The organism is Halopseudomonas pelagia (assembly GCF_009497895.1).
GTDB classification, from domain to species: domain Bacteria; phylum Pseudomonadota; class Gammaproteobacteria; order Pseudomonadales; family Pseudomonadaceae; genus Halopseudomonas; species Halopseudomonas pelagia_A.
This window is the reverse complement of sequence record NZ_CP033116.1, coordinates 2,317,745-2,341,559: the sequence shown is the minus strand read 5'-3', so window position 1 is coordinate 2,341,559 and position 23,815 is coordinate 2,317,745. Positions and strand designations below refer to the sequence as shown.

Sequence of the window (23,815 nt, the reverse complement as noted above, 5' to 3'; positions counted from 1 at the left end):
GGGCTCAGATGTTCTTGTCTGACGCCACGATAAATGACACCAGATAACGCACCACCGGCACCACTACGGTAATGGTCGGGAACGCTACCACGAACGCCAGCATCCACGCCTTTAGCCAGATCGCCAGAATATTGTCTACCCAGCCGATATTGAACAGCGAGATCACCATCGACATGATGCCAGACATGATCAAGGCCATCAGAAAGGAAAAAACGTAAGCGGCGTATTTCTGCGGTATCAAACGGGGGCCTCCTCTTGGGCGATGCCAACATCAGGCATCTCAATAGGTCGCCATGATACCCCCTGCAGGCGCGACAGGGGCATGAACACTGTGTTGCATATTAAGGTGTTGCTCCGCCACCCCTGCTCTGACGCTAGAAACTGTAGGCCAGGTAGAGAGACGTTCGCGTCGCATCATCATTGAGCTCATCCGCCCAGTAGCGTCCAAGGCGCCAGCTGATGGTGGTCTTGCTCAACCCCTTGTATTCGAGCATCAGGTCCAGACCGTTGCCATAATGGGCGTCACCGGTGTCGGCGTTATAGTCGTAGAGCACGGTGAGGAATGTCAGGGCATCGACGCCAGGCACCTTGCCCGCGGCATTGACGGAAAACACCTCAAGCCCGTGATTGTCCCCGACGCTGGGGTTGACCAGAAACAGCTCGGTCAGACTGTTGAAGGTATGCGACAAAGGTGTGATGAACTTGTTGGTGAGCGACTCGCCACTGAGCAAATTGTAGCCCGCACGATAGGCGATATCGGATACCTGAAAGCCCAACTCCAGTAATTGATACTCCGCATCGACATGATTCGGGTTGTGCCCGGCATCGCGCTGAATAGCGTATTCCAGTGTGGACAAGAGCTGCCAGCCGGCCATAGGCGAACTGCCTTCAAAACGCACGCCGTAAGTATCGACGGAATTGGTCGGCTCACTGTCATAGTCCAGCAGCACGCCATAGGTTTTCAACGTGCCGAGGTTATCGATCTGATAGCCCAGATTGTAGAAATGTGAATCCATATCGGCACGGCCGTTGCTCGCCCGTTCGCCAAGCACTCGCAGGGCGCGATTGAGGTAGCCATATTCCAGCTTCAAACCTGCCACGGGCACAGTGGTAAGAGTAAAGCCGTTGAAGGATTGATGGTTCTGGCGCAACCCCGAGGTGCTGATAAAGCGGCCATTGTTAAGCATGATTTCCTGGCGTCCCGCACGCATCTGCAACAGCCCGCCCGGGTCTGCATATTGCACATAGGCCTGGTTCATCTCGGAGCCACTGGGGTCAGCAATCACCGGGTAGCCCGGCTTGTTCTGGTCTGGAACCGTCGGCACGTTGTAGCCGTCGTTGAACTGCTCTACCGCTTCGAATTCGGCAAAGCCACTGAAGTAATCGCCAACATTGGCTTTGGCCTTGAGCCCCAGACGAACGGTCGAAGCCTTGGACGTCTCGTCGATATCAAACCATTCGTAGCGATAACGCAGATCTGCGCCGTACTCCATACTGACCTGGGCATTTGACACATCGCTGATCAGCAAGCCAGCGAAGCCAATCCCTATTACAACTATCGGTGCGCGCGACACCTTCGATAGCAGTTTCTGCATTTTTATTATTCTCTTTGGGTAAAACGCATGCGCGATCCAGGACAAGTTTCGCACTGCGAGGCATGAGCCTATATCACCTTGGCGCTTCGACCAATTAGCGCGCGAGCATAATAAATGACAGGAATGACGAAGCCCCGGCTGAAAACGGCCGGGGCTTTGTGTGGCGTTACGCGTTACTGATTAGAAGTCGAACTTGACCCCCACGGTCAAATTCCGGCCCGGCAGCAACACTTCATCCTTGATAAACGACGAATGCTGGCGGGCTTTTTCATCGAGCAGGTTATTGGCCCGTGCATACAGCAGGTAACCCAGATCCTCATTTGCCTGCCCGCGATAACTCAAACCGGCGCCCAACATGGTGTAGCCCGAGGTTGAGGTTTCATTATCAGCCACCCGGCTCTGCCCCTTCACACGGTAAGCTTCCACCTGCCCGGCAAGGCCTGCAGTGATGCGTTGATCGAAACGTACACCCAGCCGGCTCGCGGGAATGCGGGGTAGATTGCCGTCGCCCTTCAGCTTGCCCCGTACCAGATCGCCAAACAGGCTGACTTTGAGACCATCAGTGGCCTGCAGTCCGATAACGCCTTCCACCCCGTGCAGCACGGCATCGCGCTGGCGATACTCGAACTCGCGTACTCCGTCGCCGGGATCGGTGCCGGCATCGGCCATGTAGATAAAGTCGGAAATCTGATTGCGATACAAACTCAGGTCATAAGTCACCACCCCGGCCAGCTTGCTCAGCCCGAACTCGATGTTGTAGCCAGTTTCCTTCTTCAGGTCGGGATCGCCGACTTCGATAACGCCGGTCGCCGCGTGCGGTCCGAAGGCATACAACTCCTCCGCACTGGGCAAGCGCTGCGAGCGTGAAAGGCTGCCACGCAGTGCGTATTCCGGTGCAAAGCGCCATGTAGCGCCAGCCGAGGCCGAGGTACCACTGTGCGAACGGTCTGGTGCCGCCACACCGGCGCGGATACCGTCTGCATCAATATCCTGCCAGTCATGCCGCAGACCCAGTTCGTAGCGCCAGTCGCCGACCTTGAGCTCTTCCAGCAGGAAGACCGCATGGCTACGGGTAAGCGTGGGTATCAGGTAATCCTCTTCGCCTTCGGCGGAGAAATCCCGTCGGGAGGTCTGCCCACCGACCACGCCACGCCATCCGTGGAAGGGTTGATGAGTCAGCTCCAGACGCGCCTCAGTGCCCTGGTTCTCAAACCGGGTACCCACCAGGCCCTCCTCGATTTCGTCGTGCTCGTAATCGGTATGTGACACACGCAGCTTGGCCAGCTCAAAACCGGCAAAGGGATCGGCGTATTCGCCGCGCACATCCCAGCGGCGCTGAACCATGCTGATGTAGGCGCCGTGATCATCTCCGTGCTCGTGATCATGATCGTGGTCGTCGTGATCGCCGTGGCCACCGCAGTGCCACTCGGTCTGATGGTGGGTGTGGCAGTCGATATGCTCATGCGCGAGCAGACCATACTCCTTCTGCTGGCGACTGAATGCAGCGCCCAGATAGCCGCGCTCTCCAATCCAGCTCAAGCCCAGTGAATAGGACTCCGAATCATTGAACGCACCTTCCTGCCGTGACGGGTTGCCGGGTATGCGATAAGGATCCGCTTGGGATTTACTCGCTTCGATATGCCCGGCCACCTGGCCCGCGCCCAGGGTCACGCCCACAGCTCCGGCTCTCTCGTCGGCGACTGTGTTGCCGCGCAGATGTACATTTCCTTCAATGCCTTTCTCCGGGACGTAGGTAGGGACCTTGCGGTCGATCAGATTGACCACGCCGCCTATGGCACCACCGCCGTAGAGCAGGGTTGCCGGTCCCTTCAATACCTCTACCTGCTCAACCAGCAGCGTATCGGTGGTGATGGCGTGGTCCGGGCTGATGGTCGAGGCATCCATCACGTCAACGCCATCGCTCAGCACTCTGACCCGCGCACCTTCAAGGCCGCGTATCACCGGCCGGCCCACACCGGGGCCAAATCCCGAGGCATGTACACCGGGAAAGCCGTTAAGCGTATCGCCCAATGTCGCCTCAGTGCGCTGGGTCAATTCATCGCCACGCAGCACTTCCACCGGGGTGGTCATTTCGGTCGTGCGGGTATTCAGGGCCGAAGCGGTAACAGTTACCTCGTCCAGCACGATCGGTTTATTCGTTTGAGCAAACGCCGATGCGCTGCAAGCCAGTGTGGCCATGGCCACCGACCAGGCTAATGGATGGTGTAGCAGTCTCATAAATCTCCCTTGTGCATATTGTTTGTGCGCAATGTGTCGCCAGTAGCGAACCGGGGGAGAATATAAACGTTATGTTATAACAATAGAACAAAAGAATGAGCTAATTTTGTTCCTGGCGCCGCAAGTGAGGGCTTGCGGCGTTCGCATTGCTGCCAATTGGTAAGGGGGGGGATTTGAGAGCAAGGCGCTCTGGACACCTTCAGATCAGGTGTTGCTGCAATCTGGCTCGGTGGTAAAAGTCTTGCTGGAATCTACTACCGCACCGATGTTTTCCAACGTTCGGCGGCCGATAAGGACGGGATAGTTCATCCGGTCACGGTCATTCAATGAGAACTGCTCGTCATAGACCTTGTCACCAATACAAATTTTCATCATCACTACCGGCCGTCTCTCGGCCCCGCCAGCACCACGCACCTTGATGTAGCGCCGTACTTCGCGTTCAAAGGTCGACTCGATCTTCTCGTCACGGTCGACGTCTTCCAGCTCTACGCTAAAACGAACCCAGTCATCCCCATCCTTTTCAAATTCATCAATGTCTTCAGCGTGCATGGAAGAGGTCAATGCCCCCGTATCCAACTTGAATTTCACTGCGACTCGTTCGGGTAATACCAGCCCTTTTTCTATCCAGCCCAGCGAATCTGACTCAGCGAGGGCCAGAGGAGCAGCCGTACAGAGCCCCAGGAGCGTGGCCGCCAGCAGACGCCGTGAAAATAGATGTCGCGAACAAATAGTCATGCCAGGACTCCTGCTTGATGGGCACTCAGTGCCAGAAAAGTTGTGTACGATGGATTGGCAGCGGCTGGATAAGTTCATACCGTCCGACCAGGAGCGCGCTACAGAGCGCGTTCATGTGCCTGGGATCATGGCTTGCAATGCCATAGCAGATTCTTTGTGCCGGGATCAGCACGAAAAGTGCATAGGAATCTGTAATGTGATAATTGTCGAAAAACCTATTGCACAGCATAAATCTCGAACCGATTAACGCGAGCACCTGGAGGCCACATTGATCCTACGCAACGCAGTCCAGCTCATCTGTTATCCCAACCGCATCGGCAATAACCTCACCGACCTGCACACGGCGATTAATCGTCACCTGTCCGATGCCATCGGCGGCATACACATACTGCCGTTCTTCCCCTCCAACGCTGACGGCGGTTTTTCACCGCTGACGCACAAGGAAGTCGATCCCGCTTTTGGCACTTGGGAGGACATCGAGCGGCTGGCAGCCGAATACGACATCTGTTCAGACCTGACGGTCAACCACATTTCCGATGAGTCGGAGCAGTTTAAGGATTTTGTGCAGAATGGCTTTGACTCGCCCTATGCCGAGCTCTTCGTACACGTCAACCGGTTTGGCGAGATCACCCCCGACGACCTGGCCAAGATTCATATCCGCAAGGAGAAAGAGCCATTCCGCGAGATAACCTTTGCCGATGGCAGCATTGACCGCGTCTGGTGCACCTTTACCGAGCGGCAAATCGACCTGAACTACGAGGCAGACATCACCTACCGGCTGATGGAGGAATACATCCAGTTTCTTACCAGCAAAGGCATCAAGCTGCTACGTCTGGATGCCTTCGGCTATACCACCAAACGGATCGGCACCAGCTGTTTCCTGGTCGAGCCGGATGTGTATCGCATTCTCGAATGGGTCAATGAAACGGCCGCCCGGCATGGCGCCGAGTGCCTGCCAGAGGTGCACGACCATACCAGCTTCCAGTACGCGATCAGCCGGCGCAATATGCATCCTTATGCGTTCGCCCTACCACCATTGCTACTGTACACGCTCCTCGACAATAACAGCGTGTACCTGAAGAACTGGCTGCGCATGTGCCCGCGCAACAGCATCACGGTGCTGGATACCCACGACGGCATCTGCATCCCCGATGTCGAAGGTGTACTGCCCGAGAACAAGATTCGCGAACTGATCGACAACATCAGCGCCCGCAGTGCCGACCCGATTCTGCGCCGCTCCGCCGCCCGGGTGAACAGCGTGGGCGCTATCTACCAACTCACCTGCACCTTCTACGATGCCCTGATGAACAACGACGACAGCTACATCGCCGCCCGCGCCATTCAGTTCTTTACACCCGGCATACCCCAAGTGTATTACGTCGGGTTGCTGGCTGGCTGCAACGACGAGGAACTGATGAACGCCACAGGCGAGCTGCGGGATATCAATCGGCACTTCTACAGCCTGGAGGAAATGGACGAAGCCATCGAGCAGCCTGTAGTGCAGCGCCTGCTGAAGCTGATGCGCTTTCGCTCCAACTACCCGGCCTTTGATGGCCGCTTCGAGCTCAACTATTCAAACGATTCCAGCGTGGCCATGGCCTGGCGTCACGGCGAGTACTATTGCCACCTGTTGGTCGATCTCAACTTCAAGACCGCCCGTATCACCTATCGAGACGAAGATGATTTCAGCGAAAAACTCTTCACTTGCTAAGCACGTTTACCCAGGGAGCAACAGGTGAGTAGCCATAACACGGAAGCAGCGCACGGAGCCCATGATCACCACCATGGGCATGAGCACCATCATGGCCACTCCCACGCACCGGAGGTGAACACCTCCAATGAACGTAGGCTGCTGATGGTATTTGCCCTGACGTTCGGTTACGCCTTGATCCAGGCCGTGGGTGGCTGGTTGTCCGGGTCACTGGCGTTGATTGCCGACTCCGGCCACATGATTTCCGATGCCGCCGCCCTGCTGCTGGCTCTGATCGCCTACCGGATTGCCCGCAAGCCCGCTGATGCCACGCGCACTTACGGCTTTCATCGCATACGCGTGCTCGCCGCGCTGGCCAACGGCGCCAGCCTGCTGATTCTGGTTGCCTGGATTGCTTGGGAAGCCATAAGCCGAATCAACTCGCCGGTCGAAGTACTGGCCGGACCCATGTTGGTGGTCGCGGTGATCGGCCTGCTGGTGAATATTATTGGCGCCTGGACGCTCTGGTCGGGCAATCGGGATGATGGCAACCTGCGCGGCGCTCTACTGCACGTGATCGGCGATCTACTCGGCTCGGTGGCTGCCATCGCCGCGGCCATCGGCATCATGCTCACGGGCTGGACGATTCTCGACCCGTTGCTGTCGATACTGGTCGCGCTGCTGGTGGTCAAATCTGCCTGGGGGTTGGTTGCGGATTCCATCCGCGTGCTGCTTCAGGCCGCACCCCGTGGGCTGGACGCTGCAGCGGCAGAGCGCGAGCTGGCGCAATTGCCTGGCGTACTGGAGGCCGGCCATTTCCACGCCTGGACGTTGATGGATCAAACCTGTGTCGCCACCGTGCATGTCACCCCTCAGCCTGGCACCGATGCCTTGGCACTGCCGCCGCTGGTCGCCCAATGGCTGAAGGACCAGTACGCCATCGAGCATGTCACTGTGCAGGTAGATCCGCCGGGGGGATTGATCCAGGCCTCGCACTAGCACTGCTCTAACGCTTAAGCGTCGATTATCTGTACTCCTCGGCGCCCTTCTACAGGAACGGCAGTTAATGTGCCGCGTTAGACCTGCAACCATAAGCTATCCTGAGGCTTGATCCAGAACTATCATCAAACTCGTACTGCCTCAGCCTCGCACGGGCAATGCGCCTAGCGCCCCGGAAGCAGCCTGGTATTCGCTCATGTATCCACGCCCTTTGACGCCCGACTCACCCCGCCCAGCGGTTGCGCTGGTGCACTATGCGCCAGCCATGGCGCTGCTGCCGTGGATTCAAAGTTACTGGGTGCTTGAGCAGACATTTTCTGCACTACCCACCCCGCAAAAGTTGCACCCTGACGGTGGGGTCAGTCTGATACTTGATCTTGCCAGCGCCGCGCCGCAGGCCACTCTTATGGCGTCCTCCAGGCTGGTTTACCAATCATTCAGTGGGCCTGTCAGCCGCCTGGGCATTCGGTTCCAGCCTGGCGGGCTGGTCGCGCTATTCGGTCTGGATATACAAGAGCTCATGGATACGCCAATTCCGGTCGCGGACCTCTCGCTACCGGGTTGGGACAGATTGTTCGCCGGCATAACTGGCGCCCCCTGGCCCTTGGTCCGACATCTACCGCTACTGGATAATTGGCTGCTGCTCCAGGCCAGAGCCCAACAAGCGGCTCCCGGCACCTTGCAACGCTTGCTGCCCTGGCTACTGACCGGCCGGTTGGATATCAATACCCTAATCAGCACCCAGGGCTTGAGCCGCAGAACCCTTGAACGTCTGCTGCGCGATCAGGTCGGGCTCGCCCCGGCGCAGTTGAATCGCCTTGGCCAAATAAAACGGGCTCGTAATCTACTCATTGGCGGCGCCCAGCCAGTGTCAAGTATCGCTCTGGACTGCGGCTTTCATGACCAGGCGCATTTCACCCATCACTTTCGCCGGCATACCGATGAAACGCCAGGCGCCTACCGGAAACGCAAATTGACGCAAATATACAATCGCCCACCAGGCTCATAACGCATGCTCTCCTCAACCACTCAAGAGGAGCAACACCATGCAAGAACGTCTGAGCTACCCTAAATTTCACCGTTTGCAACCTGCGATTGCCGAAGGCCTGGGCCTCATCCACGAAGCTGTGGCGGCTTCACTGGATCCGCAATTGGCCCACCTGATTCACTATCGGGTGTCGCAGATCAACGGCTGCGCTTTCTGCCAACATATGCACGCCGCAGAGGCGCGGCAGGATGGCGAACAGCAGGAGCGCCTGGACATGCTAGCGGGCTGGCATGACGCGCCCGGCTTCAGCACTCGCGAACGCCTGGCATTGGCCTGGGCTGAAGCCTTGACACGTATTGCTGATGCCCCGGTGGACGACGACCTCTACGGCTCGGTGAAGGCGGAGTTTGGCGACAAAGGCATGATCGACCTGACCGCTGAAGTGCTGATCATCAACAGCTGGAACCGCATAGCCATTTCCAACCGTTTTATGCCAAAGCTGACAACCCAATAAACCGGAATGGATCCCCGCTTTCGCGGGGATGCCGGGGCCTCAGGTTGTGCTCCTGCGGCTTGGAGACAAATGCAATGTCTCGCCGTCACCAAGTCGTCATCCTCGCGAACGCGGGGATCCATTTTCAGCGCTGATTACTCCATCAACTCAACCAGTGCCCAGGTATCAAGGAACGCCATCACCCGCGTAATAGCACCATCTTCCATCTCCAGGTGCCAGGCGTAGCTGTTGTTATAAGGCGCTCCGTTCCGCGCAGTGGCAGTACCATCCCAGAGCACGACTACGTTGTTGCCCTGGGCAATGATGTGCTTGACCTCTGGCGTAATCGCCGTCGACAGCTGCGCGTGAATCGGCTCAACAGCCTCCTGCACCAATGCTTGCCTGGTCGGGTAGACGGCCGACACCGGACTGACGCCCGCCACCGTCCACTCGGCATCCTCAGACAGTAGGTTAAATACGCTGCCTCGACCATTCTCCCAATCGTCGAACGCCTGACGAATCAGTGCGCTATTGGTCTCTTCTACAGATTGGGCATTGGCTTGGCTGCTGATGGCCATAAGAAACAGCAGAGCCAGCACGACACGAGTTTTGCTACTGCGATTTTTGATAAGCATGGGACGATCCTCCTGGAGCTTGATCGATAATCGACTTAAAATGGGCTGGCCGTGGGCCGAACGATAATTTCGCTGGTGTCCACATCATCAGGCTGCTCAACCGCGAAACAGATCGCCCGGGCGATGGCGGAGGCGCTGATAGCCACCTTGCGAAACTCCTTCATTTCTTCACGGCCCTGCTCGTCCGAGATACTCTCGGCCAGCTCCGACTCTGTAACGCCGGGGCTGATGGTAGTAACGCGAATCTCGGGGCTTTCCTGGCGCAGCCCATCGGAAATCGCCCACACCGCATACTTGGTCGCGCAGTAAACCGCCGCTGTCGGTGATACCGCATGCGCGCCGATGGATGCCACGTTGATCACCTGTCCCCAACCCTGCTTCTGCATTACGGGCAACACCGCCGCGATTCCGTGCAGCACGCCACGAATGTTTACATCGATCATGCGATCCCACTCGTCCACCTTGAGTGCAGCCAGGGGCGACAGCGGCATGACGCCAGCGTTATTGATGATCACGTCAATCCGGCCGAAATCGTTGAGCGCCGCGTCGACGAACGCCTGCACTTCTTCGCGCTGCGTCACGTCTAACTGGCGGGCCATGGCGATCTCACCGGCGTCACGGATCTCGGCTACCAGGTGTTCCAGCCGATCTGTGCGGCGGGCCCCCAGCACAACCTTGGCGCCCTGCTGTGCAAGCTGGCGCGCCGTGGCTTCGCCGATACCGCTGCTGGCACCGGTAATGAGGATGACCTTGCCTTGAATATTGCTGTTCATTGTCATGACTCCTGCTGATACCTGAATGAAAAATGATTACCGCTTCATCCTAGGTAGCCACGACACGAACGCTAAGGCCCGTTCATCTCGGAACCTTGCCTATTTGTATCAGGGGCCTGTCAAGCAGCGGAAAATATGCTGATATAGTCGCTGGCTCTCCAGTCGGGACTCAGCAAAATGGCCAGCACATCAGATCAGCAGGCACGCATGATCGAGCTGATAAAGCGCTTGGCGCCAACCGAGGGTTACACCCAGTCAGCGCTGGATAGCGTCACCTTCATGCGCTCGAATCGTTCTATCCCGCGTACGCAGGCACTCTATGAACCCAGCATCGTTATCGTGCTGCAGGGCAAAAAACGCGGGTATTACGGCGGAGAGATGATTGTCTATGACGCAGGGCATTACCTGGCCCTCTCGGTGCCGCTACCATTCAGCACGCAAACTGAAGCCAGCGAAGCCGAACCCATGCTCGGGCTGGCACTGCGCATGGATGCGGCAGTAACTGCAGAGTTGGCGATGGGCGTGGATGAGACGGCGCCAGCGGATGCAAAAAAACCGGCGACCCTCTACGCCACACCCATCGACACCAAGCTGGAAGATGCGATCTTCAGGTTATTGGAGGCGCTGAGCTCGCCGGTGGAAAGCAAGCTGCTCGCCCCCTCAATCTTTCGCGAAATCACTTTTCGGGTACTCACCAGCGAACAGGGTGGCGGGCTGCGCGCTGCATTACTACAAGACGGCCATTTCGGCCGCATCGCCAAGGTGCTCAGACATATTCACGGCAAGTTTGACAGCAACCTGGATGTAAGCACGTTAGCGAAGGAGGCTTATATGAGCGTCCCTTCTTTCCACAACCATTTCAAAGCCGTAACCCAGACCTCACCCATTCAGTACATCAAGGCCATACGCTTGCACCAGGCACGGCTGATGATGATCCGCAACGGCATCAGCGCGTCCAGTGCGTCACAACGAGTGGGTTATGAGAGTCCATCGCAGTTCAGCCGCGAGTTCAAGCGGCTGTTTGGTCGCAGCCCGTTGGAGGAGGCGCGTTATTTCCAGGAGGTTCTTACACTGTCAGCACCGGTAGCGACTCCGGCGCTATAGCTGAGGGCACCAAAGCTGCACCCGCGGAACAGACTAATAAATCTCAGGCACAAACATCTCTTTGGACACAGGTCGGCGAACATAGTCCTCATGATGTTCACGCGGGGGTAATTGGATAGACGGACGCTTTACTTCGGTATAGGGGATTTGCGTGAGCAGATGATGAATGCAGTTCAGTCGCGCCTTTTTCTTGTCGACCGCTTCCACAACCCACCAGGGCGCCTCACTGATATGCGTGCGCTCCAGCATCACTTCCTTGGCTTTGGTGTACTGCTCCCAGCGCCGGCGTGACTCAAGATCCATGGGGCTCAATTTCCACTGCTTCAGCGGATCGTGAATACGCCCCATAAAGCGCAGATACTGCTCGTCATCGGAAATCGAGAACCAGTATTTGATGACCTGAATACCCGAACGCACGAGCATGCGCTCAAAATCCGGCACTGTGCGAAAAAACTCCTCGTATTCATGCTCATCGCAAAACCCCATTACTCGCTCAACGCCCGCGCGGTTGTACCAGCTGCGGTCAAATAGCACCATTTCACCGGCCGCCGGCAGATGCGATACATAACGCTGGAAGTACCACTGGGTACGTTCCCGCTCATTGGGCGCGGGCAGCGCCGCAACGCGGCAGATACGCGGATTGAGGCGCTGGGTGATGCGTTTGATTACCCCACCCTTGCCAGCGGCATCGCGACCCTCAAACAGAATCACCACTTTGTGCCCCGTGTGGGCAACCCAATCCTGCAGTTTCACCAGTTCAATCTGCAGGCGAAACAACTCTCTGAAGTATTGCCGCCGACCCTCTTTACGTATGAGCGTTTCCTGCGGCGACTCCGGCGCTCTGGCCATACCCGGTACCAGGTCGTAAAACTGATCCTCAAGCTCCAGCTCGAACTCTTCGTCATGGCTATCGAGCAGGTCATCGTTGATCCGCTGCATGATGTCAAGGTGGTTAAGGTTCATGGGCGTCTCGATTGAGGGATTTTTGAATCAATCATGCTACCCACCCTAAGTGACAGAATTATTTCGCCTCGCCTATGGCCGTTTGTGTGTGAATCGGACACGCGCAAACAAACTACCTTTAGCAGTTCGTCTTCGCGAATAAGTTAGTGATCGTAAAAGAATATGGTTTGGCCAGGCGGCCACCAGCAAGTTCAGAGAGCGGTATCGCTCAGCCCCACTCTCAGATCTGCGATTGCAGATAGTTCTCCATACCCAGCAGCTTGATCAGGCGCAGTTGCTGTTCCAGCCAATAAGCATGATCTTCCTCAGTATCCTTGAGTTGAATCTCAAGCATCTCGCGGGTCTGGTAGTCGCGGTGTTTTTCGCACAGGGCAATGGCGTTGGCCAGGTTCTCGCGCACCTCGTATTCCAGCTTCAGATCAGCAGCAAGCATGTCAGGCACGGTATAGCCGGGGTCGATCTCGGAGGGACGCATGTCCGGCATGCCTTCCAGAAACAGGATGCGCTTGAGGATCGCATCGGCGTGCTGGGTTTCCTCTTCCATCTCATGGTTTATGCGCTCGTACAACTTGGCGTAACCCATATCTTCGTACAACCGGGAGTGCAAAAAATACTGATCGCGAGCACCGAGCTCGCCGCGCAGCAATGCGATGAGACAGTTGATGACGTCCTGTTGGCCCTTCATGGTACTGCTCCCCTGCTACGGCTGTAATCCGTGAATTGTGCCGAACAGTGGCATCAATTACCACCCTTTCCTTTGAACAAAAAACCAATACGAACAAAGGTTTATGTGGAATTTTATCGTAGCCGGAAGAGCAACCATTGGCATTCTCATCCCACAATGCAGCCAACCTCCTGAAAAATAAACTGGAACTGGCTTGTTACGATAAGCCTGTTGACGGGCCAGGCGTTTCACTGAAGTCTAGCGGGGTTAAACCGCACAATAAACCTAACAATCAAAGGAAACACCATGTTCAGTCACGTCATGCTCGGCACCAATGATATCCAGGCCTCCAAGGCGTTCTACGACGCCATCCTCGGCGTCGTAGGCTGCAAACCCGGCGTTATCGACGAGAAGGGTCGCTGCTTCTATTTCACCAAGACCGGCACATTCGCGCTCAGCAAACCGATTGACGGTGAGCCCGCTTCCCACGGCAACGGCAGCACCATCGGCTTCGCCATGGAAACATCCGAGCAAGCCGACGCCTGGCACGCTGCCGGCGTCGCCAATGGCGGCACTACCTGTGAAGATCCGCCGGGCGTGCGCGAAGGCGGCGGCATGAAACTCTACCTGGCCTACCTGCGCGACCCGTCCGGCAACAAGATCTGTGCGCTGCATCGCATGGGCTGATGCCTGATCAACAGGCAATAAAAAAGGACCCCGAGGGGTCCTTTTTCAGTAGTGCCGCCAATCTCAGGGTTGAGTGCCAATCACAGCATCCAGCGTCACCGCAGTCTGGCCGAGCGCCCGGCCATTAAAGGTAGCACCTGTCTGCATTACGATTTCCTTCTCGCTCAGCAGAATACCGTTCAATGTAGCGTCTGTACGCAGCGTAACATTACCCGTTACCTGCCAGAAGATGTTCTCAGCTTTGGCACCGCCAGCCAACTGCACGGCCACCCCAGTTTCCAGCAGAAGATCCTGCGCAATCTGCAGAATCCAGACATCGTTCGGACCACCATCAAAAGTGAAATCTGATGACGCACTGACACCCGTGCCCCATTTGTACAAGCCAGGAGACAAGGTCAAACCACTGATATCACCAGCGCCCAGCTCAGTTTCCGAAGGGTTGCTGCGACCGGCGGCATCATTGAATGCCAGCTCCATGTCGCTTATCGCGGTAGTCAGGTAAGTCGGCGTTGGCGTGGCCATATTGGCCGCGTAGATCTTGCCGGTAACCAGATCGGAAGTGGAAAAGGTATCGGTCGAATCCCGTACCTGACCAAAACCGGTAATGGCTGCCTCATTGATCGGGCTAACCCCCATATCACCGGTAATCGCAGTAACACCCGTGGTGGTGATGCCGGTCTTCGAGAGGATTACGAAATTACCCGCGGTCCCCAACAGAACCGGATCCGGGCCAGCAGCGGGCAGTACCGTGTTTGCCGTTGTGAAAGACACAATCTGATCCGCTGGTAGTGCATTGGCCGGGCTGGCCAAGTCAGTAATCGACGTAGTCAGGGTAGCGATGTAGTCCGTATCTGGCAGCAAATCTACCGCAGGATTGAATACCGCCGTAGTGCCGATATAAGTCACTGTGCCCAGTACAGCCGTACCGGCAGTTTCCAGCGTAAAGCTGTCTGCAGTCACTGTGGTCGGATCAATACTTTCGGAGAAAGTCGCGGTGACGGTACGGCTGGTCGCCACATCAACAGCGCCGTCCAGCAGACTGAACGCTGCGCTAGGCGCAACGTTATCTGTCGTGCTACCGGTGGTGAACTGCCAGCTCAAATCGTCTTCCAGGGCAACACCCAGTGCATCTTCCACATCAGTGGTCAGGGTTGCGGTATAGAGCGTCTCGTCGGTCAGGCCACTGTCGGGGGTGAAAATCGCGGTGCGGGTGTCTGCGTCATAAGTGACTACGCCCACAATCGCCGGGCCGGTATCGCCCTGTAACAGGAAGCTGGTGCCATTGATGGTGCCGGCATCCATGTCCTGGTTGAAGGTTACGGCCAGTTTCTTATTGGTATCAACAGTGGCGCTCTCGCTGATGGGGCGCACGGCCTGAACAAGGTCAGACTCGGTGATCGGCACCAGAGGTGCGGCAACCGGAGGATTGGTTCCGCCGCCGGTGTTGTCATTATCGGAACTGCCGCCGCTGCCGCCGAAGCAACCAGCCAGCGATAGGCCGGACACGATAATGGCGCTAACCGCCAGCAACCTGGCGATAGGAAGAGATTTTTTCATGGGAATTACCTATGGTCGAACACTGACCGCGTAAAAAGATGAAGGCGATCGCATTCGGTAAAATGGAAACTCAAATCTGAAACGGACGCTCAAAACCCCTGATCGGTTGTTAGTAGAGTTCAGGATGATGAGATGGCGTCGGGATGGGAGTCTGGCGCAAAATATTCAATACAAGTCAGTTATACGCGGTATTCGAATGGTTTGTGGGTTTATTTACAGGACTCCAAGGAACAGCACTTGGTTCTTCCGCGCGTTAAGACCTGCTGTGACCTAGCACGCTGGCTAATGACCCCCGCCCCCCAAACAGGTATCATTCCCCCCTTTTCCACCCGTCACCAATAGAAGCCGAATGTCCATGTCCAGCCACAGCAAACCTCGTCAAATTCTGGTTACCAGCGCCCTGCCCTATGCCAATGGATCCATCCATTTGGGGCATATGCTTGAGTACATTCAGACCGACATATGGGTGCGCTTTCAGAAGCTGCGCGGCAATCAGTGCATCTATGTGTGTGCGGACGATGCCCACGGCTCGGCGATCATGTTGCGCGCGGAGAAGGAAGGCATTACCTCCGAGCAGTTGATCGATAACGTCAAGGCCGAGCACACGGCAGATTTTGCCGATTTTCTGGTCAACTTCGACAACTACCACTCCACCCATTCGGAAGAGAACCGTGAGCTGTCGGCGCTGATCTATGAGCGTTTGAAGGATGCCGGGCATATCAGCACGCGGTCGGTGACGCAGTATTTCGATCCTGAAAAGGAAATGTTCCTCGCTGACCGCTTTATCAAAGGCACCTGCCCGAAGTGTGCCTCGGAAGACCAGTATGGCGATAATTGCGAAAAATGCGGCGCGACCTATGAGCCGACCGAGCTGAAAGATCCACGCTCGGCGATCTCCGGTGCGACACCGATATTGAAGGATTCCAAACACTTCTTCTTCCGCCTGCAGGATTTCAGCGACATGCTGAAGGAATGGACCCGCAGCGGTGCGTTGCAGGATGCGGTGGCAAACAAGATAGCCGAGTGGCTGGATTCCGGTTTGCAGGAATGGGACATCAGCCGTGATGCGCCCTACTTCGGCTTCGAAATTCCCGGCGAGCCGGGCAAATATTTCTATGTGTGGCTGGATGCGCCGGTTGGCTACATGGCCAGCTTCAAGAACCTCTGCGAGCGTCGTCCAGAGCTGAGTTTTGATGCTTTCTGGAGCACCGATTCCGATGCCGAGCTGTATCACTTTATCGGCAAGGACATCGTCAACTTCCATGCGCTGTTCTGGCCGGCAATGCTTGAAGGCGCAAACTTCCGCAAGCCGACCGGCATCAATGTGCACGGTTACCTGACGGTCAATGGCCAGAAGATGTCCAAGTCGCGCGGCACCTTTATCAAGGCGCGTACTTATTTGGATCACCTGTCGCCGGAATACCTGCGTTATTACTACGCGGCCAAGCTGAGCCGTGGCGTTGAGGATCTGGACCTGAGCCTGGACGACTTTGTGCAGAAGGTGAATTCCGATCTGGTTGGCAAGGTGGTGAATATCGCCAGCCGTTGCGCGGGCTTTATTCACAAGGGTAACGGCGGCGTGATGGTGGCAGCTAATCCCGCGCCCGAGCTGACCGATGCGTTTGTCGCCGCCGCGCCAAGCATTGCCGACGCTTATGAAAAGCGCGACTTTTCCCGCGCCATGCGTGAAATCATGGGCCTGGCGGATAAGGCCAATGCCTATATCGCCGACAAGGCGCCCTGGGCGCTGAACAAGGTGGAAGGCAAGCAGGCCGAAGTGCAGGAGATCTGCGCGCTGGCTATCAACCTGTTCCGACAACTGGTGATCTTCCTCAAACCGGTACTGCCGAAGCTGGCCGCCGATGCGGAAGCCTTTCTGAACGTGCCGGAATTGACTTGGGATAGCCACACGAAGTTGCTGGCTGATCATCAGTTGAATGCCTTTACCCCGCTGCTCACGCGTATCGAGCCCGCCAAGATCCAGGCTATGGTCGACGCATCCAAGGAAGATCTGGAAGCCGCTGCCACAGAGACTGCGCCCGCTGCCGCTACTAATGGCAACGGCGAACTGGCTAAAGATCCGATAGCGCCGGAAATCGATTTCAACACCTTTGCTGCGGTGGATCTTCGCATAGCTCTGATCGAGAAAGCCGAGTTTGTCGAAGGTGCGGATAAGCTACTGCGTCTGACACTGGATATTGGCGATGCCAAGCGCAATGTGTTCTCCGGGATCAAGAGCGCTTATCCTGATCCGAGTAAACTGGAAGGCGAGCTGACGCTCTACGTAGCCAACCTCGCGGCGCGCAAGATGAAGTTCGGGCTGTCGGAAGGTATGGTGCTGGCCGCTGGCCCCGGTGGCGACGAGATTTACCTGCTGAGCCCGGATGCCGGTGCCAAGCCGGGGCAACGGGTTAAATAATAGAACGGCAGACTGCGCGGAATTCAAAGCGGTGTTGACGACCGCTTGTTTCGGACCGTCGATGCCCTGGTCGAAAATTGCTCCTGCATTTTCGACACTTCCGCCATCCATGGCGGTCGGATGGGCATCGCCGAGCTTACAGGGATGTATTTACAGCGTGTCCGGAACAGGCGGTCGGCAACGACGCAAACACAACAAGCCGAGCACTGACAAGCCAAGCGATCTCAATACGGTTAGGTAAGATGACGGAATTTGCCCTGATCCTGGTCAGTACCATACTGGTCAACAATTTTGTGCTGGTGCAGTTTCTCGGGTTATGTCCCTTTATGGGCGTGTCCGGCAAGCTGGAGACCGCTATTGGCATGTCGGCGGCCACCACCTTCGTGTTGACGCTGGCGTCGATCCTCAGCTACCTGACCTTCCAGTACATTCTGGTGCCCTTCGATCTGGAATTTCTGCGCACCATTTCCTTCATTCTGGTGATTGCGGTGGTTGTCCAGTTCACCGAGATGGTCGTGCACAAGACCAGCCCATTGCTTTACCGCGTACTAGGCATCTTTCTGCCACTCATTACCACCAACTGCGCGGTACTGGGTGTGGCGCTGCTGAACACCAACCGCGCCGAGCAGACCTTTATGAAGTCCGCCGTGTACGGGCTTGGCGCGGCGCTGGGTTTTTCGCTGATTCTGATTCTGTTCGCCGGTCTGCGTGAGCGCATCGCCATTGCCGATGTGCCCAAGCCCTTCCAGGGCGCCGCCATCGGCATGATCACTGCCGGGCTGATGTCCCTGGCATTTATGGGCTTTACCGGGTTGATCAGGCTTTAACATGTCCATCGTCCTCACTGCCATCCTCGTCCTGCTGGGCCTGGCGCTGATCTTCGGCGCCATCCTCGGCTATGCCGCCATTCGCTTCAAGGTCGAAGGCGATCCTATCGTCGACCAGATCAATGCCCTGTTGCCGCAAACCCAGTGTGGCCAGTGCGGCCATCCTGGTTGCAAGCCCTACGCCGAAGGCATCGCCAATGGCGAACCGATCAACAAGTGCCCGCCCGGCGGCGAGGCCACGATTCACGCGCTGGCCGACCTGCTGGATGTGGAAGCGCCGCCGCTGGACGCCGAACACGGTGAAGAAAAGCCGAAGATGGTCGCCTACATTCGCGAGGCCGAGTGCATTGGCTGTACCAAGTGCATTCAGGCCTGCCCGGTGGATGCGATTCTCGGCGCGGCCAAACAGATGCATACGGTGATCGTCGATGAATGTACCGGTTGCGACCTGTGCGTTGAGCCCTGCCCGGTCGACTGCATTGATATGTTGCCGCTGCCAACCACCGCGCAGAACTGGAAGTGGGATTTCCCGTTGCCACCCGCCCGGCTGATCGCCACTGACGCCCAACACGGAGCTGCCTGATGCTGGCCAAGGTGAGAATCTGGGACATTCCCGGCGGTATCCACCCCGAAGAACACAAGCATGAGTCTACCCAGCATGGGCTCGAGCCTATGCCCCTGCCGAAGCAGCTGATTCTTCCACTGCTGCAGCATATAGGCGCCCGCGCAGAGCCGGTGGTGAACATTGGCGACCGCGTACTCAAGGGCCAGTTGCTCGCCGAAGCCAGTGGCCTGGTCAGCTGCCCACTGCACGCGCCGACGTCCGGCACCGTAACGGCGATTGGGCCTGCGCCCTACCCGCACGCGTCCGGTCTGGAAGAGTGGGCGATCACGCTGGATACCGACGGCCTGGATGAATGGACCCAGCTGCAGCCAGCGACCGATTACTCAGCCCTGGAAGCCACTACCCTGCTGAACATGATCCGCAATGCTGGCGTGAGCGGACTGGGCGGTGCCGGCTTTCCAACTGCAGCCAAGCTCAAGGCCCGGCCGGAGCAGAAGCTGCATACGCTGATCATCAACGGCACCGAGTGCGAGCCCTATATCACCGCCGACGATACCGCGATGCGCTACAAGGCAGTCGAGATCGTCGCCGGGATCGAAATCCTGATGCATATCCTGCACCCAGAGCAGGTGCTGATCGGCATCGAGGACAACAAACCCGAAGCCATTGCGGCGATGCGCGAGGCGGTCGGCGACAAGCCGATGCAGGTGATCGAGTTCCCGACCAAATACCCTTCCGGCGGCGAAAAGCAGCTGATCCAGATCCTGACCGGCATGGAAGTCCCCAGTGGCGGGCTGCCGGCGGATATCGGCATGGTCTGCCAGAACGTCGGCACCTTGATCGCCATTCACGACGCCGTGCTGCTGGGTCAGCCATTGATCAAACGCATCACCACCTTGACCGGTGCTGCGCTGCAGCATCCGACCAATGTGGAAGCGCTGATCGGTACACCGATTCGCGACATGCTGAATTTCGCCGGTTTACAGCCTGAGCAGCTGTACCGCCTGGTCATGGGCGGGCCGATGATGGGCTTTACCCTGCAAAGCCTGGACGCGCCCATCGTCAAAACCAGCAACTGTTTGCTCGCTGGCACCCAGAAAGAGCTGCCACCGCCACCACCTGCGCAAGCCTGCATTCGCTGCGGCCTGTGCTCCGAAGCTTGCCCCGCCGAGCTGCTGCCGCAGCAGCTTCACTGGTTTGCTCTGGGCAAGGACTATGAACAGCTCAAGCGCCAGCATCTGTTCGACTGCATCGAATGCGGCGCCTGCTCCTACGTATGCCCCAGCAGCATTCCGCTGGTGCAGTATTACCGCGCGGCCAAGGCGGATATCCGCGCGCAGGATCTGCAACAGCACAAGGCTGACCACTCCAAGCAACGCTTCGAGCAGCGTCTGGAGCGCCTGCAGCGCGAAGCCGAGCAGAAGGAAGCCGACCGCCAGGCCCGCGCGGAAAAAGCCGCGCGCCTGAAAGCCGCCAAGGAAGCCGAAGCCGCCAAAGCGCCGGAAGATGCGCCGGCTACAGGCAATGCCGAACCAGACGTAGCGCGCATGGAGGCGAAAAAGCCCAGCGGCCTGACGCCGGAACAGAAACAGCTGAAGATCGCCGCCGCCACCGCGCAGATGGCGCTGAAAAAAGCCCAGAAGCAACTCGCCGCCAATCCGGACAATGCTGACCTGCAGGCGCAGATTCCCGAACTGGAGCAGGCCTGCGAACAGACCCAGTGCGCCTACGACCAGGCCATGGGCGAGGCCGCGGTGGAGCCTGCTCCTGCGCCCGCCTCCGCCGCGACGGACGACACCAAGCGGTTCAAAATCGAAGCCGCTATGCTCAAGGCCAGCTTGCGCAAGGCAGAAAAGGCTGCAGGTGAAGCGCCAACGGAAGAGCAGCAGGCCGAGATCGCCAAATTGCGCGAGGAGCTGACTGCCGCCGAAGCGCGTTTGCCCAACGAAGCCAAGCCGATCGCGAGTGCCGGGAGCAATCAAGCTGAACCGGAGACCAAAGCGAAAAAGCCGGTCGACCCCGTCACCCAACAACTGAAGACCGATATGGCAATGGCCAAGGCTGAATTCAAGAAAGCCGAACGCGCGGTACAGGCCGACCCAGACAGTGCCGAGGCGCAGGTGGCGCTAACCGACGCCAAGCAGGCCCTGGATATCGCTGCCAAAGCCTTCGCCGAGCACATGACCAGCAAGGAGCGAGCGTAGTGGCCCTGCCCCGCATTACCTCACCCCACGCCCGGGGCAACAACCGTACTCAGACCATCATGCTCTGGGTGTTGGCCGCGACCCTGCCCGGCATCATCGCCATGACCTGGTTTTTCGGTTGGGGCACGCTGATCAATATTGTCCTGGCCAGCGTCGTGGCCCTGGGTACCGAGGCACTGATTCTGCTGCTGCGCAAACGGCCGCTGAGCTTCTTTCTCAGCGATGGCAGCGCTCTGGTCACCGCCTGGCTATTGGCGCTGGCCCTGCCACCCCTGGCGCCCTGGTGGCTGGTGCTGATCGCCAGCAGTTTCGCCATTGTGTTCGGTAAGCAGTTATACGGCGGTCTGGGCCAGAACCCGTTCAATCCGGCGATGCTGGGCTACGCCGTGGTGTTGATCTCTTTCCCGGTGGAAATGACCAGTTGGCCGGCGCCGCGCGGCATTGAACAGTTGATGCCCGATATGCAGGCCACTCTGGGGCTGATGGAAGCGCTGCAGCGTGTGTTCCTGCCCGCCACCCAGGCAATGGATGGCTGGGCCATGGCCACACCGCTGGATGTGGTCAAGAACAACACCAGCCTGAGCATGGCCGAGCTGGCCGCCGCACAACCTGTCTTCGGCAACTTTGCCGGTTATGGCTGGGAGTGGGTCAGCCTGGCGTATCTGGCCGGTGGCGCCCTGCTGCTCTACAAGCGCATTTTTACCTGGCACGCACCCGCCGGCATGTTGATTGGGCTGGGGCTGATGAGCCTGCTGTTTTGGGGCGGTTCCGGGTCGAACTCCAACGGCTCCCCGCTGTTCCACCTGCTCAGCGGCGCGACCATGCTCGGCGCCTTCTTTATTGTGACTGATCCGGTTTCCGGTGCGACCAGTAAACTGGGCCGGCTGGTCTTCGGGCTCGGCGTCGGGGTGCTGGTGTACTGCATTCGCGCCTGGGGTGGTTACCCCGATGCGGTGGCTTTCGCCGTGCTGCTGATGAATCTGGCCGCACCAACCATTGATTACTACACCACTCCGCGCACCTACGGCCATCGCAAGGCCGAGCGCGGCATGGGCAAGGTGGACTGAGCATGCAGAACCCTCTCACCGCTGGCAGCTCGATCGTCCGTAACAGCATCATTCTTGGCGTGTTTGCGATGGTTACCGTGGGCCTGATTGCCCTGACGCAACAAGGCACCGCCTCACGGATTGCCGAAGAGCAGCGGCGCATGCAGATGAGCGCGCTCAATGAGATTCTTCCCCACGATCAGCACGACAACGACCTGCTCGAAGATGCCTTCGCCATCAACAATCGGGAGCTGCTGAACCTCCCCGGCGATGCCATGGCCTATCGGGGCAAACTGGACGGCGAAGTAGTCGCGGTGATTCTGCCAACCATCGCTCCGGACGGCTACAGCGGCCGCATCGACCTGCTGGTGGGCGTGCGCGCCAACGGCGAGATTGCCGGGGTACGTATTACCAATCACCGTGAAACACCCGGCCTGGGCGACAAGGTGCAACTGAACAAGAGCACCTGGGTACTGGATTTCAACGGCACCAGCCTGAGCATGCCCGCCCCCGAGAATTGGGGCGTGAGCAAGGATGGGGGCGATTTTGACCAGTTTACCGGCGCTACCATCACCCCGCGTGCCGTGGTGCAAGCGGTGTATCGCGCGTTGCAGTACTTTGAAGCCAACCGTGATCAGTTGCTGGAACTTAACAACGAGGAGCCTGCTCGTGGCTAGTACCCGTTTCGTCGACATCACCAAGGAAGGCCTCTGGCACAACAACCCTGGCCTGGTGCAGTTGCTAGGCTTGTGTCCGCTGCTGGGCGTCAGCAGCACCGCCGTTAACGCGCTGGGCCTGGGAATTGCGACCATTCTGGTGCTGGTCGGCTCCAACTTTGCCGTCTCCTTGATTCGCAGCGCCGTCACCGATGCAGTGCGCCTGCCGGCGTTCGTGATGATCATCGCCGCGCTGACCACCTGTATTGAGCTGCTGATGCAGGCATTTACCTTTGAGCTCTATCAGATCCTGGGCATTTTTATCCCGCTGATCGTGACCAACTGCGCGATCCTCGGCCGCGCCGACGCCTATGCCTCCAAGAACCCGGTCCTACCTTCGGTAATCGACGGTTTCATGATGGGCCTGGGGTTTGCGTTGGTGCTGCTGGTGTTAGGCATGCTCCGGGAGCTGGTGGGGTACGGGACCCTGTTTGCGGGAATGGATCTGCTGTTAGGGCCGATGGCCGCTGACTGGCGCATTGTCGTATTCCCCAACTACAAGGATGTGCTCTTCGTCATCTTGCCGCCCGGCGCGTTTTTGTTTATGGGCTTGCTGATTGCGGTGAAGAATGTGATTGATGGGGTGGTAAAGGACCGCGCTGCGGCGCGTGCCGCCAAACCTGCCGTGGGTGGCAAGCGAGTGCGGGTGACTGGGGCGGTGGGGCCTTGACCTGGAAGGTGTGAGTGGCCTTGATACTCCGCCTGGATTCCCGCCTGTGCGGGAATGACGTGGGTTTTGGGGTTGGCATGGTAGGTATTCTGGAAGTCCGCATGGATTTCCGCCTGCGCGGGAATAGCGGGAACGACGGGGAGTTCGCCCGCCCCACCGTCATTCCCGCGAAGGCGGGAATCCATTCTGACTGTCAGATGAATGCAGGAAGGCGTTAGGCTCGCCCCACCAACTAAATCACCCCATG

General features: G+C 57.9%; 22 protein-coding genes. 13 read left to right on the top strand and 9 right to left on the bottom strand.

The features are described from left to right. Window positions 1–4: 4 nt before the first annotated feature. The 4 genes from EAO82_RS11040 to EAO82_RS11025 form a co-directional block, all read right to left on the bottom strand. Window positions 5–241, bottom strand: a complete 237-nt coding sequence (locus EAO82_RS11040) for a DUF2798 domain-containing protein (RefSeq protein ID WP_218838574.1) — start codon at window positions 239–241, stop codon at window positions 5–7. A gap of 133 nt (window positions 242–374) precedes the next feature. Continuing rightward, window positions 375–1,595, bottom strand: coding sequence for an alginate export family protein (locus EAO82_RS11035; RefSeq protein WP_096345764.1), 1,221 nt, complete (start codon window positions 1,593–1,595; stop codon window positions 375–377). 180 nt (window positions 1,596–1,775) lie between these two features. Next, window positions 1,776–3,833: a TonB-dependent receptor gene (locus tag EAO82_RS11030; protein ID WP_096345763.1), complete on the bottom strand. Its 2,058-nt coding sequence runs from the start codon at window positions 3,831–3,833 to the stop codon at window positions 1,776–1,778. Window positions 3,834–4,037: 204 nt separating this feature from the next. Then, window positions 4,038–4,568, bottom strand: coding sequence for an ATP-dependent zinc protease (locus EAO82_RS11025; protein ID WP_096345762.1), 531 nt, complete (start codon window positions 4,566–4,568; stop codon window positions 4,038–4,040). 268 nt (window positions 4,569–4,836) lie between these two features. Here EAO82_RS11025 and gtfA point away from each other — a divergent pair, with 268 nt between their 5' ends. From gtfA to EAO82_RS11005, 4 genes are all read left to right on the top strand, one after another. Continuing rightward, a complete protein-coding gene (gtfA, locus tag EAO82_RS11020; RefSeq protein ID WP_096345761.1) occupies window positions 4,837–6,279 on the top strand; it encodes a sucrose phosphorylase in 1,443 nt (480 codons plus the stop codon). A gap of 24 nt (window positions 6,280–6,303) precedes the next feature. After that, window positions 6,304–7,257 (top strand): cation diffusion facilitator family transporter, encoded by a 954-nt coding sequence (locus tag EAO82_RS11015; RefSeq protein WP_231703195.1) that lies wholly within the window; start codon window positions 6,304–6,306, stop codon window positions 7,255–7,257. A 196-nt stretch (window positions 7,258–7,453) separates the two neighbouring features. After that, a complete protein-coding gene (locus tag EAO82_RS11010; RefSeq protein ID WP_096345760.1) occupies window positions 7,454–8,266 on the top strand; it encodes a helix-turn-helix domain-containing protein in 813 nt (270 codons plus the stop codon). Window positions 8,267–8,303: 37 nt separating this feature from the next. Continuing rightward, complete coding sequence (locus EAO82_RS11005; protein ID WP_096345759.1) at window positions 8,304–8,759, top strand: carboxymuconolactone decarboxylase family protein; 456 nt, start codon at window positions 8,304–8,306, stop codon at window positions 8,757–8,759. A gap of 134 nt (window positions 8,760–8,893) precedes the next feature. Here EAO82_RS11005 and EAO82_RS11000 read toward each other — a convergent pair whose 3' ends face one another. Together EAO82_RS11000 and EAO82_RS10995 are read right to left on the bottom strand one after the other, a co-directional pair. Beyond that, window positions 8,894–9,373, bottom strand: coding sequence for a nuclear transport factor 2 family protein (locus EAO82_RS11000; protein ID WP_096345758.1), 480 nt, complete (start codon window positions 9,371–9,373; stop codon window positions 8,894–8,896). Between the two features lie 35 nt (window positions 9,374–9,408). Further along, on the bottom strand, window positions 9,409–10,146 hold the full coding sequence (locus tag EAO82_RS10995; RefSeq protein ID WP_096345757.1) for an SDR family oxidoreductase: 738 nt from the start codon (window positions 10,144–10,146) through the stop codon (window positions 9,409–9,411). A 177-nt stretch (window positions 10,147–10,323) separates the two neighbouring features. Here EAO82_RS10995 and EAO82_RS10990 point away from each other — a divergent pair, with 177 nt between their 5' ends. Continuing rightward, window positions 10,324–11,250, top strand: coding sequence for an AraC family transcriptional regulator N-terminal domain-containing protein (locus tag EAO82_RS10990; RefSeq protein ID WP_231703194.1), 927 nt, complete (start codon window positions 10,324–10,326; stop codon window positions 11,248–11,250). A 33-nt stretch (window positions 11,251–11,283) separates the two neighbouring features. On the opposite strand, the gene ppk2 is transcribed toward EAO82_RS10990, so the two are convergent. Then, entirely contained in the window at window positions 11,284–12,213 is a 930-nt protein-coding gene (gene ppk2 / locus EAO82_RS10985) for a polyphosphate kinase 2 (RefSeq protein WP_096345756.1), read from the bottom strand. Between the two features lie 220 nt (window positions 12,214–12,433). After that, window positions 12,434–12,898: a bacterioferritin gene (gene bfr / locus EAO82_RS10980; RefSeq protein WP_096345755.1), complete on the bottom strand. Its 465-nt coding sequence runs from the start codon at window positions 12,896–12,898 to the stop codon at window positions 12,434–12,436. Between the two features lie 285 nt (window positions 12,899–13,183). On the opposite strand from bfr, the gene EAO82_RS10975 reads away from it, so the two are divergent. Beyond that, window positions 13,184–13,564: a VOC family protein gene (locus EAO82_RS10975; RefSeq protein ID WP_096345754.1), complete on the top strand. Its 381-nt coding sequence runs from the start codon at window positions 13,184–13,186 to the stop codon at window positions 13,562–13,564. Between the two features lie 63 nt (window positions 13,565–13,627). On the opposite strand, the gene EAO82_RS10970 is transcribed toward EAO82_RS10975, so the two are convergent. Next, window positions 13,628–15,121 carry an ice-binding family protein gene (locus EAO82_RS10970; RefSeq protein ID WP_096345753.1) on the bottom strand — a complete coding sequence of 498 codons (1,494 nt, stop codon included), beginning with the start codon at window positions 15,119–15,121 and terminating at the stop codon, window positions 13,628–13,630. A gap of 355 nt (window positions 15,122–15,476) precedes the next feature. Between EAO82_RS10970 and metG the strand changes: the two genes are divergently transcribed. The 7 genes from metG (at window position 15,477) to EAO82_RS10935 (ending at window position 23,568) form a co-directional block, all read left to right on the top strand. Continuing rightward, entirely contained in the window at window positions 15,477–17,540 is a 2,064-nt protein-coding gene (gene metG / locus EAO82_RS10965; RefSeq protein WP_096345877.1) for a methionine--tRNA ligase, read from the top strand. A gap of 242 nt (window positions 17,541–17,782) precedes the next feature. Beyond that, the gene (rsxA, locus tag EAO82_RS10960; RefSeq protein ID WP_096345752.1) at window positions 17,783–18,367 is read left to right on the top strand and encodes an electron transport complex subunit RsxA; all 585 of its coding nucleotides are present in this window, start codon (window positions 17,783–17,785) and stop codon (window positions 18,365–18,367) included. A gap of 1 nt (window position 18,368) precedes the next feature. Next, window positions 18,369–18,950, top strand: a complete 582-nt coding sequence (gene rsxB / locus EAO82_RS10955) for an electron transport complex subunit RsxB (protein ID WP_096345751.1) — start codon at window positions 18,369–18,371, stop codon at window positions 18,948–18,950. Then, on the top strand, window positions 18,950–21,136 hold the full coding sequence (gene rsxC, locus EAO82_RS10950) for an electron transport complex subunit RsxC (RefSeq protein ID WP_096345750.1): 2,187 nt from the start codon (window positions 18,950–18,952) through the stop codon (window positions 21,134–21,136). Before rsxB ends, rsxC begins: the two co-directional genes overlap by 1 nt. Then, window positions 21,136–22,203, top strand: a complete 1,068-nt coding sequence (rsxD, locus tag EAO82_RS10945; RefSeq protein WP_096345749.1) for an electron transport complex subunit RsxD — start codon at window positions 21,136–21,138, stop codon at window positions 22,201–22,203. The genes rsxC and rsxD overlap by 1 nt, the downstream gene beginning before the upstream one ends. Window positions 22,204–22,205: 2 nt before the next feature. Beyond that, a complete protein-coding gene (gene rsxG, locus EAO82_RS10940) occupies window positions 22,206–22,859 on the top strand; it encodes an electron transport complex subunit RsxG (protein WP_096345748.1) in 654 nt (217 codons plus the stop codon). Continuing rightward, entirely contained in the window at window positions 22,852–23,568 is a 717-nt protein-coding gene (locus tag EAO82_RS10935) for an electron transport complex subunit E (protein ID WP_096345747.1), read from the top strand. The genes rsxG and EAO82_RS10935 overlap by 8 nt, the downstream gene beginning before the upstream one ends. The last annotated feature ends 247 nt before the right edge of the window (window positions 23,569–23,815 follow it).